The following is an 18,773-nucleotide window of genomic DNA, read 5'->3' on the forward strand; positions in this document are numbered from 1 at the left end:
CCGGGCAAGACGACAAAATGAACTGACCAGCGGATCCCCCCGCTCAACCGATGAGGCATCAGGCACGCCAGTCGGGGTTCTCGATCAATAGCGCCATGCCCTGCCCGCCGCCGACACAGGCCGCGGCGACCCCGTAACGCAAATTGTGCTCACGCAGTTGTCGGGCCAGGGTCAGCACCAGACGCAAGCCACTGGCGGCCAAGGGGTGGCCGAGTGCCAACGAACCACCCTGGACGTTCAGACGCGAACAATCCAGCTCCAGTTCCTGAGCCACCGCCAGCACCTGGGCGGCCTGGGCTTCGTTGATTTCAAAGCGGTCGATCTGCTCCAGACTCAAGCCGCTGCGCTGCAGCAGCAGGCGAATCGCCGGTGCCGGACCGATGCCCATGAACTCTGGCGCCACCCCGACCACCGCGCTGGCCCGCAGCAAGGTCAACGGTGTATCCCGGCAAGCCGAAACGCGCCCGACCAGGGCTGCTGCCGCGCCATCGACCACCGCACAACTGTTGCCGGCGGTTTGCACCCCGCCTTCATGCACGGTGCGCAACCGGGCCAACGCTGCGATCTCACCAGGCCGCGGGTGGCTGTCTTCACTCACCGTCACGACACCGCGTGACAGGCGGATGCCCCGTGGCTGATAGCCTTGCAACTCAAACACCTGAGGCCCCACGGCAACGATCTCGGGTGCCAGCCAGCCCGCTTGTTGTGCCGCAAACGCTCGCTGATGACTGGCACAGGCGTAGGCGTCCACCGCTTCGCGAGTCAGCCCATAACGCCGCGCGAGGTTGTCGGCGGTGGTGATCATGTCCACACCGGGAGCCGGGTCGTACAAGGCTTCCCAGAGAAAATCCCTGAACTGCACTTGCGCACCAAGGCGGAAACCGCCTCGATGGGTAAAGGCCGCAATCGGATTGCGCGACATCGATTCGGTGGCCACGCACAGGGCCAATTGCACGCCGTCATCCAGTTGCCTGGCGGCCTGGCGCAGCAGTTCGAAACCGGTGGCGCAGATGCGCTGCACCCCCAGTGCCGGAACCGATTGCGCCACGCCGCTGTAGAGGCCGATGTGCCGAGGCAGCATATAGGCATCGAAGCTGGCCTGGGCCATGGAGCCCGCCAGCACGCTGTCTACCGCCAGCGGGTCGACTTTCGCGCGCGCCAGTACTTCGCGCCCGACCTTGATGCCAAGGTCGATCGGCGACACCTCGGCCAACGCCCCACCGAGGTCCACCCACGGCGTGCGCACGGCATCGAAAATCGCCGCATCGGCAAAGGCCGAGTACTGCCCGCCTGTGTTCGGGACTTCGCTCACGACTTCGCCCCGGCGCGCAGGATGGCCGGATCGAGCCCGCGATACAGCGCCTCGACCTGCTCCGCGCGCCACTGCAATACCGCACGCTGATTGATCGAGCCCTTGTCGGTGATTTCCCCCCGGTCGATGGACGCCGGCTCATCGAGCAAGGCGATCCATTCCAGGCGACTGGCATTGCCCGTGGCCTCGCGATTGAGTCGCTGCAACCAGCCGGCGAACCATTCGCGCACCGGCGCGCTGGCCAACACTTCGGCGTCACTGGCACTGGCCGCCAGCCCTGACAGCCGTCGACATTCAAACATCCGCGCAAAGACCAGCGCGCCCAGGCATTCACGATCCGGCGCGGTCACCACCAGGTCCTGGACATAGGGCGAACCTTCGAGCACCGCGCGGCTGCGCAACGGCCCGACGCTGACGAACACCCCGGATGACAACTTGAAATCTTCGGCGATGCGCCCGTCGAACATCAGCCCCAATTGCGGATCCCTCGGGTCGGCGAGCTTGAGTGCATCGCCGGAACAGTAGAAGCCCTGGGGGTCGAACGCTTCGAGGGTCTGCTGCGCTGACCGCCAGTAGCCGGGCATGATGTGCGGCCCACGAAAGCGTCCTTCGAGTTTGCCGTCCACCGGCACCAGGCGCACCTCGCAACCGGGTGCCGGCAGGCCGACATAACCGGCCATGGACAACGGCCCGGTGGTGAAGGTGCAGGACGGCGAAGCCTCGGTCATGCCGAGCCCGGCCATCATGCGGATACGCTCGCCGCAGTGCTGTTCGCTGACGCGGTCGAGACGGTCCCAGACACTTTGCGACAGGCCGGCCGCAGCAAAAAAGAACAGGCTGATGCGTTTGAAAAAGATCTCCCGCAGTTCCGCGTCCTGCTCCAGTGCCGAGGCCAGTTCCTCCCAGCCCTTGGGCACGGTCAGGTAGGCGGTGGGCGACACTTCCTTGAGGTTACGCAGGGTTTGCGCGAAACCCTGCGCCGTGGGCTTGCCGTCGTCCAGGTAAAAACTGCCACCGTTGTAGAGCACGATGCCGACGTTATGGCTGCCGCCGAAGGTGTGGTTCCACGGCAGCCAGTCCACCAGCACCGGCGGTTCTTCGCCGAACACCGGAAACGTCTGCAACAGCATCTGTTGGTTAGAGCACAGCATGCGTTGGGTGGTGATCACCGCTTTGGGGAGTTTGGTCGAGCCGGAGGTAAACAGGAACTTGGCGATGCTGTCTGGCCCCGTGCTGGCAAACGCGGCTTCGGCCTCGGCAGCGCCCGGCTGCTCAAGCAGGCTGGCAAAGCTGACCTGGTGGCGTCCTGCGACTTCGCCCCGGACGGTAATCATGGGCGTTTCAACCGGCAGCACGGCATCGATGGCACGCTGGTAGGCTGCGGCATCACTGACAAACACCAGGCCGGGTTGCAGCAGGTCGCAGACGTGACGCAGCTTGGCGAAATCCTGGGACAGCAGCGAATAGGCCGGCGACACCGGGCAGTAGGGAATGCCCGCATACAGGGCGCCGAACGCCAGTTGCAAATGTTCGATGTCATTGCCCGAGAGCAGCACAAGCGGTTTGTCCGCCGACAGGCCGTAGCTCAACAGGCTTTGGGCGATGGCCCGGACACTGTCGAGCATCTGCGCGTAACTGACCCGACGCCACTCACCGTCGGCCTGTCGGGCGGCGATGAAAGTCTGCTCGGGACGCACCCGGGCCCAATGCACCAGACGGTCGAGCAGTCGCGGCGGATAGTCGGCCAATGGCTCCAGGGAACACATGTGCAACGCGCCCTGCTGTTCTGTCACCTCGACCGCTGCGCGACCGATGGACACGTGACGGTAGCGCGGCGCGCGGGCCTGGGTATGGGGTTGCGATCTGAATTCGGAACTCACGTGCTTGTTCTCCATCAAGGCACGCTACCACCAGGCCGCACGAATGGGCATGGTGGTGGCTGCCGCCTTTTTTATTGTTATTTCTGCGGTTCAGATCGGGTAATGCCGCGGTCCATGTTGCAAGGTGACCCAGCGCAACTGGGTGAAATGCTCGATGGACGCCTTGCCGCCAAAGCTGCCGTAGCCGCTGGACTTGACCCCGCCGAAAGGCATTTGCGCTTCGTCGTGCACGGTCGGGCCATTGATATGGCAGATGCCCGACTCGACCCGTTGGGCCAGCGCCAGGGCGCGCCCGGTATCGCGACTGAAGATCGCCGCCGATAACCCGAACTCGGAATCGTTGGCCAGGCGCAGCAACGCTTCATCGCCCTCCCCGCGCAGCAATACCGCCACCGGGCCGAAGGACTCTTCGCGATACAGACGCATGCTCTCGTTGACGCCATCAAGCAGGGTCGGCTGCAAAATGCTGCCGTCCAGTTGCCCGCCGACCACCAAACGCGCGCCCTTGGCCAGGGCATCGTCGATCAACCCCTTGATGCGCGTTCCGGCACTGGCATCCACCAGCGAACCGAGCACCGAATCCGCCAACGCAGGATCACCCGCCCGCAGGGTCTCGACCTTGGCCGCCAGCTTTTCGACAAAGGCATCGGCGACCTTGGCATCGACGATCAACCGTTCGGTGGACATGCAGATCTGCCCCTGATTGAAGTACGCACCGAAGGCCGCTGCCGCCACCGCTGCATCCAGGTCGGCATCATCGAGCACCAGCAACGGCGCCTTGCCACCCAACTCCAGCAAAGCCGGCTTGAGGTGGCGCGCCGAGAGTTCGCCAACGATACGCCCTACATGGGTCGAGCCGGTGAAGTTGACCCGCCGCACCGCCGGGTTGGCGATCAGCCGCTCGACAATCGCCGGGGCATCCGCCGGGGCATTGCTGATGACGTTGACCACGCCGTCACCCAGTCCGGCATCCTGCAAGACCTGGCCGATCAGACGGTGCACCGCCGGGCTCAGCTCAGAGGCCTTGAGCACCACGGTATTGCCGCACGCCAGCGGCATGGCGATGGCGCGGGTGGCGAGAATCACCGGGGCATTCCACGGGGCGATCCCCAGCACCACGCCGCAGGGTTGGCGCAGGGCCATGGCAAAACTGCCCGGCACATCCGAGGGGATGACTTCGCCATTGATCTGGGTGGTCATCGACGCCGCTTCACGCAGCATGTTGGCCGCCAGCCGCACGTTGAATCCGTACCAGTTGGCCATGGCCCCGGTTTCGCCGGCCGCCGCGATGAATTCGTCGCTGCGCGCCTGTAACTGCTCGGCCGCTATAAGCAAACGGGTACGACGTTCATTGGGCGCCAGGGCGGCCCAGGCGGGAAACGCGGCCTGGGCGGCAGCCACTGCGGCGTCGGCATCTTCCAGGGTGGCGGCGGCTACCCGCGATACCACTTCACCGGTCACCGGATTGCGACGTTCGAAGGTCCGACCGTCGCGGGCAGGCAGCGACTGGCCGCCAATCAGCAGGGGCACGTCCAGCATGGTGATTCCTCTTTATTGTCTTTATCGGAAATTCATTCGAGCGATGCAGAGCGCCGGGGCGGACAGGCACCCGGCGATCAGTCTCAGCGCTTGTAGGCCTGCAGACCGGGTTTGATGCTCTTGTCGTCGAGGAATTGCTTCATGCCTTGTTCGCGGCCACCTTCGGTGTCGAGCAGGCGCGACTGGTCGAGCTTGGCGTACAGGTAGTCCTCGTTCTGCTCCCAGGTCAGCTCGCGGCAGCGCTTGAAGCCATGCTTGGCCGCACGCAGCACCACCGGGTTTTTCTCCAGCAGGTTGCGCGCCAGATCCACGGTGACTTCACGCAATTGCGCCAGGGGTACGCTTTCGTTGACCAGGCCCATCTCGGCGGCTTTCTGCCCACCGAAGGTCTTGCCGGTCATGATGTAGTACAGCGACTGACGATGGCCCACGGTGTCGGCCATGGCCTTGCTCACCAGGTTGCCCGGCGGAATGCCCCAGTTGATTTCCGAGAGGCCGAAGGTCGCTTCGTCGGCGCAGATCGCCAGGTCACAGGCCACCAGCGGGCTGAAGCCGCCCCCGAAGCACCAGCCGTTGACCATGGCGATGGTCGGCTTGGTGTACATGCGCAGCAGTTTCCATTGCCATTGCGAGGCTTCGCGGCGGATCTTTTCCTGGAGGATCTCCGGGCCCGCGTCCACTTCGCGGAAGTATTCCTTGAGGTCCATGCCCGCGGTCCAGGCTTCGCCGGCACCGGTCAGCACCAACACGCCGGCCGCCGGATCCTGCTCCAGGGTTTCCAGCACATCGATCATTTCCCGGTTGAGTGTCGGGCTCATGGCGTTGCGTTTTTCCGGACGATTGAGAATGACCCAGGCGATGCCTTCTTCGATCTCGACCTTGACGGTTGTCCAGCGACCTTCGTAGTTGCTCATGGCATTGCTCTCTTGTTCTTGGCTTGAAGATGACTGGAAATTAAAGGACCGACATAGTTATGTCAATTAACTATTAATCGAATTAACCATTTTTTTATCCAACAGAAATATCCTCCGACCCTACCGCCATGAACGACGGGCGTAGCTATCAGCGGCCAACCCCGGCAAACTGGATACACTTGTTAACCTCCACTTCTTCAGGATTCACCCGCAATGGCCAAGCCTTCCTCCCTCGCCGACCAGAGCGAGTCCCCGTCCGCCACCGCCGAGCTGCAGGCACCGCTGGATTCGGCACTGGATGACCTGATCGGCTACGCGATGCGGCGCGCCCAACTCAAACTGTTCCAGAACCTGATCGGTCGCCTGTCAGCCCACGACCTGCGCCCCGCGCAGTTCTCGGCCCTGGCGATCATCGACCAGAATCCGGGGCTGATGCAGGCCGACCTGGCCCGGGCCCTGGCCATCGAGCCGCCGCAGGTGGTGCCGCTGCTCAATAAACTGGAAAGCCGCGCGCTGGCGGTACGAGTGCGCTGCAAGCCGGACAAGCGCTCCTACGGAATCTTCCTGAGCAAGACCGGCGAAACCTTGCTCAAGGAGCTCAAGCAGATCGCCGCGCAAAGCGATTTCGACTCCACTTCATCGCTGAGCGGCGGGGAGCGCGAGGAACTGCTGCGCTTGCTGAGAAAGGTCTACCAGGACTGAACGCAGGCTGCCGGCACGCTCCAGAAGGTGCGGCCGGCGGGGAACATCGAAGAACCCGGGCTTACCAGATCGGCAAGGTATAGAGCACCTGGAAGCGGGTCTGGTTTTCATCACGAAACGCCGTACCGCTCGGGAAGTCATTGCGATAGATCGCCTTGCGCGCCAACAGCCCGACGTTTTTCAGCGGGCCGCTCTGAATCACATAACCCAGTTCCATCTGGAATTCGCGCTCCTTGCGGTCCTCGGCGTTGTAGGCGGCCAACTCGATATTGTCGCCGCGTACGTAACGCAACCTTCCCTTCAAACCGGGCACCCCGGACGCCACGAAGTCGTAGTCATAGATCGCTTGCCAGGTGCGCTCCCTGGCGTTGAGAAAATCCGAAGCCATGGTCTGTTCGCTCATGCCCATCAACTCCGTGCCGGAGATGTAGGGCGTCGCCGTGTCGCCGCTGGAATGCATGTAGCCGAGGCTCACACGGTGCCCGCCGAAGCGGTAGCCGAACAATGCCGAGAGGTTGCGATTGTCCACCCTGCCCGCCTTGGCGCTGCCATCCTCGCGGCTGAAAAAGCTGCGCAAGTCGCTGGTGAACACACCTTCGCCGAGCGGCAGGTTATGCAGCAATGCCAGGGTGTCCTGTTGGTACAGGTCAGTCACCTCGGCATGGTAGGCGCGCAGACTGAGTTCTTTGTTGACCTGATAATCACCCCCTACGTACGCCAGATGCGAGGTGGTGGCGGCGCCGTTGAATCGCCGGTTTGGCGAGGCGATGCTCATGGCCTGATAGTCCGTGGAATCGCGCTTGTTGATGCGGTCGATATAGCCGGTGTTGAGGGTCAGGCCCTCGATATCTTTGGAACTGAGGGTCGTGCCGCGAAAGGTCTGTGGCAACAGTCGCGATGGGCTGGCGAAAGCGAACGGCAGGAAAATCGAGACATCGCCGCTCTTCACCGTGGATTGGGCAAATCTTAGTTTGGCCGTCGGGGCGAGCCGTGAATATTCATCCGCCGCGCGCTTGTCGCTGGCCGACACCGGCAACAACTCGGTGCCGCTACGATGCGGCGCAGAGTCGAGCTTGACCCCCAGCAACCCGCGAACGTCCAGACCGAATCCCACAACGCCTTCGGTAAACCCCGACTCCACGCCCAGGATGAAACCCTGGGCCCACTCCCGTGCAGCCGTCTTGGCGCCGCCGTCTTTGTAGTCACGGTCCATGTAGTAATTGCGCAGGGTCAAGTTGGCGTGACTGTCCTCGATAAACCCCTCTGCTCGCGATGTTGAGGGCAGGACGCTGAAGCCGAGAAGCGCCAGGAGCAATCCTGGATTAACACGGGACACACAGGAAACTGACGCCGCTGCATCGGCGTTGACGGGGTGTTTTGGCATGTTCGATATCCATTTTTATTGTTGTGCTGGATGCCTGACGACCACAGGGCAATCGGCTTCGTGGACAGAGAATGGAAACAGCCGAGGGTGATCGTCAATCGCAGATAGCCGATAATCGAACATTAATATTGTTATCTATTTTTCAACAAGATCATCATAAATCAATTAATCGATTGTTTTTAAAGGCTTTAATTCAGAGGATCGTGCCTTTTAAGAGGTCGTTCATTTTTTAGTTATATTTGTTATCTTAATCGCCAGCCATTACATCCAGCGTGCCGGAGTGCAACGGGATGGCTCGACTCCACAACAAAAACAACAATGAGGTTCACCCATGGACAGTCCATCGCGTCGCTCGACGCTGACAATCGCTTTGTGCTTTATCGTTGCGCTGATCGAGGGGTTCGATCTGCAGGCTGCCGGCACCGCTGCCGCGGGTTTGCGCCAGAGCTTTGCCCTGGACCCGAAGATGATGGGCTGGGTGTTCAGCGCCGGGATCATCGGCCTGCTGCCAGGTGCGTTTTTTGGCGGCTGGGTGGCCGATCGTATCGGCCGCAAGAAAATCCTCGTCGGCGCCGTACTGCTGTTCGGCGTCTTCTCGCTCTGCACCGCCTATGTCGAGAGCTATTCCAGCCTGCTGCTGGTGCGCTTCATGACCGGCCTGGGCCTGGGTGCCGCCCTGCCCAACCTGATTGCCCTGTGTGCCGAGGCCGTGAGCGAGCGCCATCGCGGCACCGCCATCAGCGTCATGTACTGCGGCGTACCCCTGGGCGGCGCGCTGGCGGCGGTGGTGGCGATGTTTTCCAGTGAACACTGGCAAACCACCTTTATCATCGGCGGTCTGACGCCCTTGCTGGTGGTGCCGCTGATGGCCCTGCTGCTGCCCGAATCCACGGCGTTTCGCCAGCAACACGTCACGACCGCCAGCCCACGGTCGTCCACCGCCCAGGCGCTGTTCGGCGAAGGACGCGCACGCTGCACGCTGGCCTTGTGGTTGAGCTACTTCTTCACCCTGACCGTGATGTACATGCTGCTCAACTGGCTGCCCTCGCTGTTGCTGGAACAGGGTTTCACCAAGCCCCAGGCAGGCATGGTGCAGATGCTGTTCAACATCGGCGGCGCCATGGGTTCGCTGCTCGGCGGGGTGATGCTGGACCGCTGCAACGGCCTGAAAGTGGTCCTGTTCGTGTACGCCGGGGTGTTGGCGGCGCTGGCCGGGGTCGGCCTGTCAGTGGGTATCGTGCCGATGGCCATCGCCGGGTTTGCCGTCGGGTTGTTCGTCATGGCCGCACAGCTGGTGCTGTACGCCCTGGCGCCCCCTTCCTACCCGACGTCGGTGCGCGCCACCGGTGTCGGCGCGGCCGTGGCCATCGGCCGGCTCGGTTCGGTGGCAGGTCCCCTGGCCGCCGGCCAGATCCTCGCCGCCGGTGCCGGCACCACTGGCGTGCTGCTGGCAACGTCACCGGGGCTGGTGATCGCCGCGCTGTCGATCCTGACCGTGATCGCCCGCAACGGCGCGACCACTGAGTCTCATCCGCAAGCTGCAAGCTGAGCCACGCCACCCTGGGGTTTGAGGAATGAAAATGCCCGGCAATTTGCCGTAATGCTGTTCACTTAAGCGAATGTGGTCCTCTGTAGGAGCGAGCCTGCTCGCGATGGTCGTTAACGATAACGCGTATTTACTGGCTAAACGCGGCGCTCTTGAGTCCATCGTCGGAACGCCGCCCGGAGCAAGCTCGCTCCTACAATTTCCTTAACTGAACAGCATTACGGCAATTTTCCGGGCATTTTCATGACCACCGAATCTGCCTCAAATCGATGCACATCATTGACTAATCAGTACAAGGGGGACCGTTAAGCGTCTTATTGCCCATCCACTTCGAACCGGTAAAACTGTCGATCCGGTTCGCTGACATCACTGAAGGGACGAAAGCCAGGGAGCCTTAAATACCGGCACCAATATCTACGACTACCATCACTGCGATTCCTCACCTGTCACACTCACTGATTGCAGCCAATCAACAAAGGCCCGCAAATGGACGGGCTTGTCGGCGTCAAGCGGAACCAGCGCATAGTAAGTCGGGCCGAGTGAGCGCAAAGCCGGAAAGGGTCTCTGCAACCGTCCGGCGGCACATTCGGCCTCAAGCGTTGGAAAGGGACCTATTCCGAAACCAAGCCCATCGACGACGGCCTGCAAGGTCACGAAGAAATGATCGAAGCGCAAGGTTCGGCTCGCTCGAAGCATCGGTTGATTTGCACTTTCCAACCAGGCTTCCCAGTCACCTGGGCGGGTTTCGGTGGTCAACCAGGTTTCGGCGGCCAGTTGCTCAACTGCCTCGATGCCTGTCCTGGCGAGCAAAGACGGGCTCGCAATCACCGTATTCGATTCCCGGTACAAGGGTATTGCCTGAAATTGACCACCGTTTGGTACGCCCCGTCGTATGGCAATGTCGAAACTTCCCGTGAACGCCGGTTGCGTCGAAAGCACGGTCGAAACGCGCACGTCCACCCCGGGGTGTGTCTCGGTAAATAAAGGCAATCGGGGGATCAGCCAGCGCATCGCGACGGTGGCCGGGGCGCTGACACGGATGATTTTCAGCTGCTGCTTCTTGCCATAGCGCTCGGCAGCGTCCGCGATGTGATCGAACGCGGCGCTGATTTCCCGGGCGAGCGCCCGGGCATGGGGCGACGCCACCATGCTCTGCCCATCACGCACAAACAGCGGTTGACCGAGCCACTCCTCAAGGGCCGCAATCTGCCGACTGACCGCGCCGTGAGTCAGGTTCAGTTCCCGGGCCGCAGCCGAGTAACTGCCTGCCCGGGCGGCCACTTCAAAAATGCGCAGCGCGTGAAGCGGCGGAAGTTTTTGCCTCATGTGTGAGCCTCATGCACAGGTATCGCCAGTTTAATTCGATTGTGTGAGAAAGATGCTCAGAATACGGTGAATCGCCGGTTTCAAACAGTGCAGGTCACTCACCGCGCCGTGCGCTCACTCATCGAAGGGAAGGCTTATCCATGACACAACTGATCAACGTGAACTCGCGCTCCTATCGCCTGTCGTCGGCACCGACGATTGTTATCTGCGTCGACGGATGCGAGCAGGAGTACATCAATCAAGCCATTCAAGCCGGACAGGCGCCGTTTCTTGCCGAACTTACCGGCTTCGGCACAGTGTTGACTGGCGATTGCGTGGTGCCTTCGTTCACCAACCCGAACAATCTGTCGATCGTCACCGGGGCCCCGCCATCCGTTCACGGTATTTGCGGCAACTTCTTTTTTGACCAGGAGACGCAAGAGGAGGTGTTGATGAATGACGCGAAGTACCTTCGCGCGCCGACCATTCTTGCCGAGATGGCCAAAGCGGGCCAGCTCGTCGCCGTGGTGACCGCAAAGGACAAGTTGCGCAACTTGCTGGGGCACCAACTGAAAGGGATCTGTTTTTCCGCTGAAAAAGCCGACCAGGTGAACCTGGAGGAACACGGTGTCGAGAACATCCTGGCAAGAGTCGGCATGCCCGTGCCTTCGGTGTACAGCGCAGACCTTTCCGAGTTCGTGTTTGCCGCCGGCCTCTCGTTGTTGACCAACGAACGCCCCGACTTCATGTACCTGTCCACTACCGATTATGTACAACACAAACATGCGCCAGGCACGCCCGAAGCCAATGCGTTCTACGCAATGATGGACAGCTACTTCAAGCGTTATCACGAGCAAGGCGCGATCGTGGCGATTACGGCGGATCACGGCATGAATGCCAAGACCGATGCGATAGGTCGCCCCAACATCCTGTTTTTGCAAGACCTTCTCGATACTCAATATGGCGCGCAGCGCACACGGGTATTACTGCCGATCACCGACCCCTACGTAGTGCATCACGGTGCGCTGGGCTCTTACGCGACCGTGTACTTGCGCGATGCGGTACCGCAGCGCGATGCCATCGACTTTCTCGCAGGCATCGCCGGTGTCGAGGCAGTCTTGACGCGTTCGCAGGCCTGCCAGCGGTTCGAACTGCCCGAAGACCGGATTGGCGACCTGGTGGTACTCGGTGAACGGCTGACGGTGCTTGGCAGTGCTGCCGACAAACACGACCTGTCCGGGCTGACGGTGCCCTTGCGTTCCCACGGTGGGGTGTCCGAGCAGAAAGTGCCACTGATCTTCAACCGCAAGCTGGTCGGTCTCGACAGCCCCGGCCGCCTGCGCAATTTCGACATCATCGATCTCGCGCTCAACCATCTCGCTTGATTCGCAAACCCGGCAGCGCAGCGAAGACTGCGCGCTCCCGCTTAATCCAAAAACTGGTTAGCGCAGCGAAAGACTGCGCGCCACACGGAGACAGGCATGCCTACAAAAACCGCTGATACCCTGCAATACAAGGCGAACTCGCGAGTATCCACCTTTGACCAATACAAATGGCGCGCACTGATCGGCGTTACGTTCTGCTATCTCTTCTATTACACCGGGCGCCAGACCCTGGGTTTCGCGATCCCCGGCATCCAGCATGATTACGGTTTATCGAAATACGAGATTGGCTGGATCAGCGCCATGATGTTGTGGTGCTACGCGGGCGGTCAGTTCATCAACGGCAACCTGGGCGACAAGTTCGGCGGCAAGCGAATGATGATCGCTGGCGCGATTCTCTCGCTGGGGGCCAACTGGGTCTTTAGCTTCGGCCACTCGTTCTGGTTTTTCCTGCTTGCGTGGGGGGCGAACGGTTACTTCCAATCCATGGGTTTTGCGCCCGGCAGTCGCCTGCTGTCGAACTGGTGGAGCCATAAACATCGCGGCTTTGTGTACGGTGTTTATGTCGGATTTTCCGGTTTCTCCTCTGTGCTCGCGTTTATTCTGCCGCTGGTCATTCTGGGCGCGATGCAACTGGACTGGATCTGGATTTTCCGGCTGGCACCACTGTCGATGCTACTTGGCGCAATTGTCCTGTGGTTTTTTGTCTCCGAGCGTCCCGAAGACAATAAATCGGCCCCCCTTGAACAGGCGGACGACACCTCGCTGCCGGCAGCGGAGGATAATTCAACCAGTGCACAGCGCTATGTAACCGTGCTGCGGAACTGGCGACTTTATATCACCGGATTCGCCATCGGTTTCCAGAACGCTGCGCGCTACGCATTAGTGGTCTGGGTACCGGTGCATTTTCTCGGGCTGGACTGGAAGACATCGTCAGCGATTATTGACCCGAAATGGATCACTATCGCGCTGCCCGTCGGGATGGCGTTGGGTGCCCTGTCGAACAGCTGGATTTCCGACGTGGTATTTCAAGGAAGACGTTATCTGGCGATAGTCTCGTACATGGTGCTCGCTTCAACAACCGCGATTGTCATGATGTTCGTGCCGCATGGAAGCATGGTCGCGATTGGCTTGCTGTTTCTTTGCGGGTTTTTCGTCTTCGGCCCGGCGTCGTCGTTCTGGGCCCTGTGTCCGGACATCTTTGGACGTCACGTTGCAGGCACTGCAACCGGCGTACTCAATACCATGTCCTATGCATTTGCAGGCATGAGTGAGCCAGTCATCGGCCACATGATCGATTCAACCGGTAGTACGTCGATCATTTTTCCGATAGTAGCGGGACTCTGTGGGGCGAGTGCAATGTTGTCGTTATTGATCAAACGCTGACAACCTTAATGCGCGGATCGTAGCGCCACAAGCGCCACGATTCGCGCGCCCCGAGCGATTTATGATAGCGATACTGACTCGCTCAGGGTTGTCGTTGCAGTGCGTATCAATGGCAACCGTTACCAGTATCGGTGAAGGCGGGACGGACTATCTATACTGGGTTGTGGATGTCCTTCGCAACAGGCAGAAATCGGCCAAAAGCGGCCCTTCACCTTTAAAGTCTAAAGCGCATGAAAGAAGCCTTTCTGTCGCTGTCCACATCGCACAGCACCTAATGCCCCTACTGCACACGACCACACCTCTCTCCAGTCGGACTCACCAAAACCTAGTTTCGAGGCGCGGCTTTCCAAACGGCCAGATCAAGAGTAATGTAATTCTTACTACAAATTACATAGCTAACTCTACATGAATAATTGGCTGGCTCTGATTCTTGGCTTACCCACTGCCAATGCCACCGAGCGCATGCGCGCCTGGCGTGCATTGAAAGCTTCGGGTGCTGTGGTTCTGCGCGATGGCGCGTATCTGCTGCCAGACACTGGCGCCTGCCGTGAAGCGCTGACGTCTGTCGAGCGCGATATCCTCGCCATCAATGGCACGGCCTACGTTCTGCCGGTCGTCGACCCTGGAGGTGAGCGCTTCGTCGAGTTGTTCGACCGTAGCGATGACTACGGCAAGCTTGGTGCGGAGATCGAAGAATGCCGTGGGCAGCTCAATCCTGAAAACGCATTGGCCACCACCAAGCAAATTCGCAAGCTGCGCAAAACCTACGATCAACTGGTCAGCATCGATTACTTCCCAGGCAAACCCAAGCATCAGATCGATTCGGCGTTGCAGGAGCTGGAGACGGCGGTCAGTAGAGCCCTGTCGCCGGATGAGCCACACAGCTGCAACCAACCAATAACGGCACTCAATCTCGGTGATTATCAGGGCCGTATCTGGGCAACCCGTAAACGTCCCTGGGTGGATCGTTTGGCTTGTGCCTGGTTGATTCGCCGCTTCATCGACCCTCAAGCCCAGATTCTCTGGCTCAACAGCCCAACAGACTGCCCAGCAGATGCACTGGGTTTTGACTTCGATGATGCGACCTTCAGTCATGTCGGCAACCGCGTGACCTTCGAAACCTTGCAAGCCAGTTTTGAGCTTGAAGAGCCCGGCCTAAACCGCATCGCGGCCTTGGTGCACTACCTCGATATCGGGGGCATTCAGCCGGTGGAGGCTGCCGGCATCGAGCGCGTGCTGGCAGGACTGCGCGAAACCATCACCCACGACGACCATTTGCTGGCTGCTGCGAGCGCTATTTTCGACGGTCTGCTCGCCGGGTTTGTGAAGGAGGAACAACCCAATGAATAAGGTGTTGGCATCAACGGCTGAAGAGGATCTATCGAGGCCAGAGGCGATCAGTTTGCGTGAGGCTTTCTGGTTCTGGTTGAAGCTGGGTTTCATCAGCTTCGGCGGGCCAGCCGGACAGATCTCGATCATGCACCAGGAACTGGTGGAGCGACGGCGTTGGATCTCCGAGCGCAGATTTCTGCATGCCCTCAACTACTGCATGCTGCTGCCTGGGCCAGAGGCTCAGCAGTTGGCAACCTATATCGGCTGGCTGATGCATCGAACCTGGGGTGGAGTGATTGCGGGCGTGCTGTTTGTGCTGCCCTCTTTGTTCATTCTCATCGCTTTGTCGTGGATGTACATCGCGTTCGGCGAAGTGCCTGTGGTGGCCGGCCTCTTCTATGGGATCAAGCCTGCCGTGACGGCCATCGTGGTGCAGGCGGCACATAGGATCGGCACTCGGGCGCTGAAGAATAATTGGCTATGGGCGATAGCAGCAGCTTCATTTACCGCGATCTTCGCGTTCAATGTTCCTTTCCCGCTGATCGTATTGGGGGCTGCGTTAATCGGCTATGTCGGAGGGCGTCTGGCGCCTGAGAAGTTCAGAATCGGGGGCCATAGCGCTGCCAAAAAGTCCTTCGGCCCAGCCTTGATCGATGACGACACCCCGTCCCCGGAACATGCCCGGTTCAGCTGGTTCAAACTTGCGTCGCTCGCCCTGATTGGCGCCGCGCTGTGGGCTTTGCCGATGGGTACTTTGATCGCCCTATTTGGCTGGGAAGGCACCTTGACCCAGATGGGCTGGTTCTTTACCAAGGCCGCGTTGCTGACTTTTGGCGGGGCCTATGCAGTCCTCCCGTATGTCTATCAAGGTGCGGTCGGTCACTATGGCTGGCTTACCCCGACCCAGATGATCGACGGTTTGGCACTGGGGGAAACCACACCAGGGCCGCTGATCATGGTGGTGGCCTTCGTCGGCTTTGTTGGAGCGTACGTCTCACAAGTGTTCGGTGCCGATCAGGTGTTTCTGGCCGGGGCTGTGGCCGCCTCGCTGGTGACATGGTTCACTTTCCTGCCCTCGTTTCTGTTCATTCTCGCCGGCGGCCCGCTCGTGGAGTCGACCCACAACGAACTCAAATTCACCGCACCGCTCACCGCCATTACGGCAGCCGTCGTTGGGGTGATTCTCAATCTGGCGTGTTTCTTTGGCTATCACGTGCTGTGGCCGAAGGGCTTCAGCGGCAACCTCGACTGGCCCTCTGCACTGATCGCCATCGCAGCGGCGATTGCCTTGTTCCGCTTCAAGCGGGGCGTCATCCAGGTGCTGATGGCCTGCGCGCTCGTTGGGTTGGCAGTACTGCTGCGCTAGACCGCATGAGTGGATTAACAATCTCTGGCGGGCACTGGGCCCGCCAGATCACCCAGCCTACCGAGCTAGGCAGGAGGTGTTCCATGAGGTGGATTACCCGTGAACGACCCAAGATCGACCGCATCGCTTGTCCCTGGTTGATCACACGCTTTATCGATCCCCAGCCTGAGTTTTTATACGTACCCAGTGGTGATGTGCTGCGATTAGCGGCGGAGAAAGACGCTGCGCCTTACGACATTCCCGGCGTAGAACTTACCCATGAGGGCGAACTGTGCAGTTTCGATGCATTTCTGAAGAAGTACCAACTCAGTGAGCCCACCTTGCAGCACTTGGCCAAGATCATACGCGGCGCTGATACCTCTCGCCTGGATCTGACTCCGCAATCGGCTGGGCTGTACGCCATCTCACTGGGACTGTCGCAGCGATATTCCGACGATCATGAAATGCTTTCGCATGGACTGATCCTGTACGACGCACTCTATGCATGGTGCAAGGAGTGCCAAGGTGAATCGCATAACTGGCCTCCACAAATGTGAGAAAGCCAGCTTGCATTGAAGCCCAGCCTCAAGCTGGGCTTTTACCGTTTAGTGGCAGTGGTAGTCGTTCGTTTTATGGTTGCGGTGGCAACCTTTTGCATCAGTACCGCCGCTGTGCGCGAAGGCCGCCACGGAGGTAATGGAAAGTAAAGAGGCGATCAAAAGGGCAGACAGTTTCATCAGGGCTTGCTCCATGCTCATGTTTTTACATCCGTGAGACCTCTCACGCTCCGCAGAGTATGGCTAATTGCCTTCACTGGGCAAGCGCCTTCCTTACTCTCTGCCTGACATTCGATGAAAGGCTGAGCGCCTACTTCTTGAGCTGTCCCCGCCTCTAGTTTAGGATGGTGCTATATCCCCCTAGGGGGGATATAAAAACATCTATAAACGAGAAACTCGTCGCTCTCTTTCTTCGAGAAATGCTCGACAACCAGATGGGCACACGCCTCTCCATGTGAGATTTCTCATGCTGAAAATCCTGGCCAACCGAACCTACCGCCATCTCTTTCTAGCCCAAGTGATTGCGCTCATAGGAACAGGTCTTGCCACTGTCGCGCTGGGCCTACTGGCATTCGATCTTGCAGGAGCCCAAGCGGGGGCCGTCCTTGGTACAGCGTTGGCGATTAAGATGACGGCCTACATCGGCGTTGCGCCCATTGCAGCAGCTTTTGCAGAGCGTCTCCCCCGTCGGGCAATGCTGGTTTCGCTGGATCTGGTGCGAGCCTTGGTTGCGCTGGCTCTGCCGTTCGTGACCGAGGTCTGGCAAATCTACGTACTGATTTTCGTCCTTCAGTCAGCCTCAGCAGCGTTCACACCGACATTCCAGGCGACCATTCCAGACATACTGCCGGATGAAGATGACTACACCCGTGCCTTGTCGCTATCGCGTCTGGCCTACGATCTCGAAAGCGTCGCCAGCCCTATACTCGCCGCAGCACTGCTGACAGTGATCAGCTTCCACAACCTATTCGCCGGCACTGTCATTGGGTTCCTTGCCTCAGCGGCATTGGTCGGCACAGTGCTGCTGCCAAAGGCGAAGCAAACACCGCGACGTAGCATCTATGAGCGAACCACCCGTGGCATGCGTATATTCCTGGCGACGCCGCGCCTGCGAGGGCTGCTGGCTCTCAACCTGACGGTAGCTGCCGCCAGTGCCATGGTTATCATCAATACGGTAGTGCTGGTGCAGTCGCGCTTCGCTCTGCCGCAGAGTTCTACGGCATTGGCGCTGGCCGCGTTTGGCGGCGGCTCCATGATCGCTGCTTTGGTCTTACCTCGGCTTTTGAAAGACATCAAAGACCGAACGGCCATGCTGTTTGGCGGAGGAATCTTGGTAGTAGGCTTGGCCGTTGGCATCAACCTGACCACCTACAATTTCCTGTTGCCGTTGTGGATGTTGCTCGGCGTGGGCTATTCCCTGGCGCAGACCCCGAGCGGTCGGCTGTTGCGTCGCTCGGCGCATGCCGAAGATCGCCCGGCATTGTTTGCCGCCCAATTTGCGCTGTCCCATGCCTGCTGGTTGATTACCTACCCACTTGCGGGATGGCTGGGTGCCAACATCAGCCTTACGGCGTCGTTTGTTGGGCTAGCTATTGTGGCTGGTGGCGCACTGGTGGTCAGCATTGTGATCTGGCGTCCGGCTCATGACCAAGAGTCGATCAAACACACCCATGAGAACCTGCCGGACGATCACACTCACTTCGACAGCCAAGAGGGTGCGGATCACGAACACCCTTATGTGATCGACGACCAGCATCGCCGATGGCCAGATAGACGACCGTAGTCCCTAAGATTTGCTAAGACTGGTTGGCCATGTCAGATCTAGAGGTACTTGGTGATTTGCTTGAAAGCTTCCAGCGGTGCACGCTCGCCATTGTTCAAGGCCGAGACGGTGTCCTCCAGGCAGTGATCGATGTGATCCTGAATGAGCGTGCGCTTGGCTTGGCACACGGCTTTTTCAACCGCATGCAGCTGTTGGGCGATGTCCACGCACTGACGACCCTCTTCAATCATGGTGATGATGCCGCGTAAATGGCCGTCCGCCCGCTTGAGGCGCTTGATGATCGCCTCATGACTTTGGTGGGTATGGGGATGGTTGTGTTCGTGTTCGTGCTCACTCATGGCTTGAGCCTCGGGCCTCAATGAATTACGCTGGCATCCTATCCCCCCTAGGAGGATATGGTCAAACG

16 protein-coding genes are annotated in these 18,773 nt (G+C 59.8%); 8 read left to right on the forward strand and 8 right to left on the reverse strand.

The genetic code is table 11. The features are described from left to right. Positions 1 to 58 precede the first annotated feature (58 nt). From ACM6J5_RS01530 to ACM6J5_RS01545, 4 genes are all read right to left on the reverse strand, one after another. The gene (locus ACM6J5_RS01530; RefSeq protein ID WP_414927650.1) at positions 59 to 1,312 is read right to left on the reverse strand and encodes a thiolase family protein; all 1,254 of its coding nucleotides are present in this window, start codon (positions 1,310 to 1,312) and stop codon (positions 59 to 61) included. Next, positions 1,309 to 3,192: a feruloyl-CoA synthase gene (locus ACM6J5_RS01535; protein ID WP_414927651.1), complete on the reverse strand. Its 1,884-nt coding sequence runs from the start codon at positions 3,190 to 3,192 to the stop codon at positions 1,309 to 1,311. Before ACM6J5_RS01535 ends, ACM6J5_RS01530 begins: the two co-directional genes overlap by 4 nt. A gap of 90 nt (positions 3,193 to 3,282) precedes the next feature. After that, positions 3,283 to 4,731, reverse strand: a complete 1,449-nt coding sequence (locus tag ACM6J5_RS01540) for an aldehyde dehydrogenase (RefSeq protein WP_414927652.1) — start codon at positions 4,729 to 4,731, stop codon at positions 3,283 to 3,285. Positions 4,732 to 4,814: 83 nt separating this feature from the next. Next, a complete protein-coding gene (locus ACM6J5_RS01545) occupies positions 4,815 to 5,645 on the reverse strand; it encodes a p-hydroxycinnamoyl CoA hydratase/lyase (RefSeq protein ID WP_046038330.1) in 831 nt (276 codons plus the stop codon). A gap of 213 nt (positions 5,646 to 5,858) precedes the next feature. Here ACM6J5_RS01545 and ACM6J5_RS01550 point away from each other — a divergent pair, with 213 nt between their 5' ends. After that, entirely contained in the window at positions 5,859 to 6,347 is a 489-nt protein-coding gene (locus tag ACM6J5_RS01550; protein ID WP_414927653.1) for a MarR family winged helix-turn-helix transcriptional regulator, read from the forward strand. A 61-nt stretch (positions 6,348 to 6,408) separates the two neighbouring features. On the opposite strand, the gene ACM6J5_RS01555 is transcribed toward ACM6J5_RS01550, so the two are convergent. Then, complete coding sequence (locus ACM6J5_RS01555; protein WP_414927654.1) at positions 6,409 to 7,731, reverse strand: OprD family porin; 1,323 nt, start codon at positions 7,729 to 7,731, stop codon at positions 6,409 to 6,411. 331 nt (positions 7,732 to 8,062) lie between these two features. On the opposite strand from ACM6J5_RS01555, the gene mhpT reads away from it, so the two are divergent. Continuing rightward, positions 8,063 to 9,280 carry a 3-(3-hydroxy-phenyl)propionate transporter MhpT gene (gene mhpT, locus ACM6J5_RS01560; protein WP_150673324.1) on the forward strand — a complete coding sequence of 406 codons (1,218 nt, stop codon included), beginning with the start codon at positions 8,063 to 8,065 and terminating at the stop codon, positions 9,278 to 9,280. A 423-nt stretch (positions 9,281 to 9,703) separates the two neighbouring features. Here the strand turns inward: mhpT and ACM6J5_RS01565 are convergent, their stop codons facing one another. Next, complete coding sequence (locus tag ACM6J5_RS01565) at positions 9,704 to 10,603, reverse strand: LysR substrate-binding domain-containing protein (RefSeq protein ID WP_414927655.1); 900 nt, start codon at positions 10,601 to 10,603, stop codon at positions 9,704 to 9,706. Positions 10,604 to 10,743: 140 nt separating this feature from the next. Between ACM6J5_RS01565 and phnA the strand changes: the two genes are divergently transcribed. The 5 genes from phnA to ACM6J5_RS01590 all read left to right on the forward strand — a co-directional run bounded on the left by phnA (position 10,744) and on the right by ACM6J5_RS01590 (position 16,584). Further along, the gene (phnA, locus tag ACM6J5_RS01570; RefSeq protein WP_150673322.1) at positions 10,744 to 11,967 is read left to right on the forward strand and encodes a phosphonoacetate hydrolase; all 1,224 of its coding nucleotides are present in this window, start codon (positions 10,744 to 10,746) and stop codon (positions 11,965 to 11,967) included. A 96-nt stretch (positions 11,968 to 12,063) separates the two neighbouring features. Further along, positions 12,064 to 13,350: an MFS transporter gene (locus tag ACM6J5_RS01575; protein WP_414927656.1), complete on the forward strand. Its 1,287-nt coding sequence runs from the start codon at positions 12,064 to 12,066 to the stop codon at positions 13,348 to 13,350. 405 nt (positions 13,351 to 13,755) lie between these two features. After that, the gene (locus ACM6J5_RS01580) at positions 13,756 to 14,700 is read left to right on the forward strand and encodes a chromate resistance protein ChrB domain-containing protein (RefSeq protein WP_414927657.1); all 945 of its coding nucleotides are present in this window, start codon (positions 13,756 to 13,758) and stop codon (positions 14,698 to 14,700) included. Continuing rightward, positions 14,693 to 16,048, forward strand: coding sequence for a chromate efflux transporter (chrA, locus tag ACM6J5_RS01585; protein WP_414927658.1), 1,356 nt, complete (start codon positions 14,693 to 14,695; stop codon positions 16,046 to 16,048). Before ACM6J5_RS01580 ends, chrA begins: the two co-directional genes overlap by 8 nt. Positions 16,049 to 16,131: 83 nt before the next feature. Continuing rightward, positions 16,132 to 16,584 (forward strand): chromate resistance protein ChrB domain-containing protein, encoded by a 453-nt coding sequence (locus ACM6J5_RS01590; protein ID WP_414927659.1) that lies wholly within the window; start codon positions 16,132 to 16,134, stop codon positions 16,582 to 16,584. A 48-nt stretch (positions 16,585 to 16,632) separates the two neighbouring features. Here the strand turns inward: ACM6J5_RS01590 and ACM6J5_RS01595 are convergent, their stop codons facing one another. Next, positions 16,633 to 16,785: a YHYH domain-containing protein gene (locus ACM6J5_RS01595; protein WP_414927660.1), complete on the reverse strand. Its 153-nt coding sequence runs from the start codon at positions 16,783 to 16,785 to the stop codon at positions 16,633 to 16,635. A gap of 265 nt (positions 16,786 to 17,050) precedes the next feature. Here ACM6J5_RS01595 and ACM6J5_RS01600 point away from each other — a divergent pair, with 265 nt between their 5' ends. Next, a complete protein-coding gene (locus ACM6J5_RS01600; RefSeq protein WP_414927661.1) occupies positions 17,051 to 18,367 on the forward strand; it encodes an MFS transporter in 1,317 nt (438 codons plus the stop codon). A gap of 38 nt (positions 18,368 to 18,405) precedes the next feature. Here ACM6J5_RS01600 and ACM6J5_RS01605 read toward each other — a convergent pair whose 3' ends face one another. After that, entirely contained in the window at positions 18,406 to 18,705 is a 300-nt protein-coding gene (locus ACM6J5_RS01605) for a metal-sensing transcriptional repressor (RefSeq protein WP_057387496.1), read from the reverse strand. Between the last annotated feature and the right edge of the window lie 68 nt (positions 18,706 to 18,773).

Origin of the sequence: Pseudomonas sp. IT-P74, assembly GCF_949768175.1 — a bacterium.
In the GTDB taxonomy this organism is placed as follows: Bacteria; Pseudomonadota; Gammaproteobacteria; order Pseudomonadales; family Pseudomonadaceae; genus Aquipseudomonas.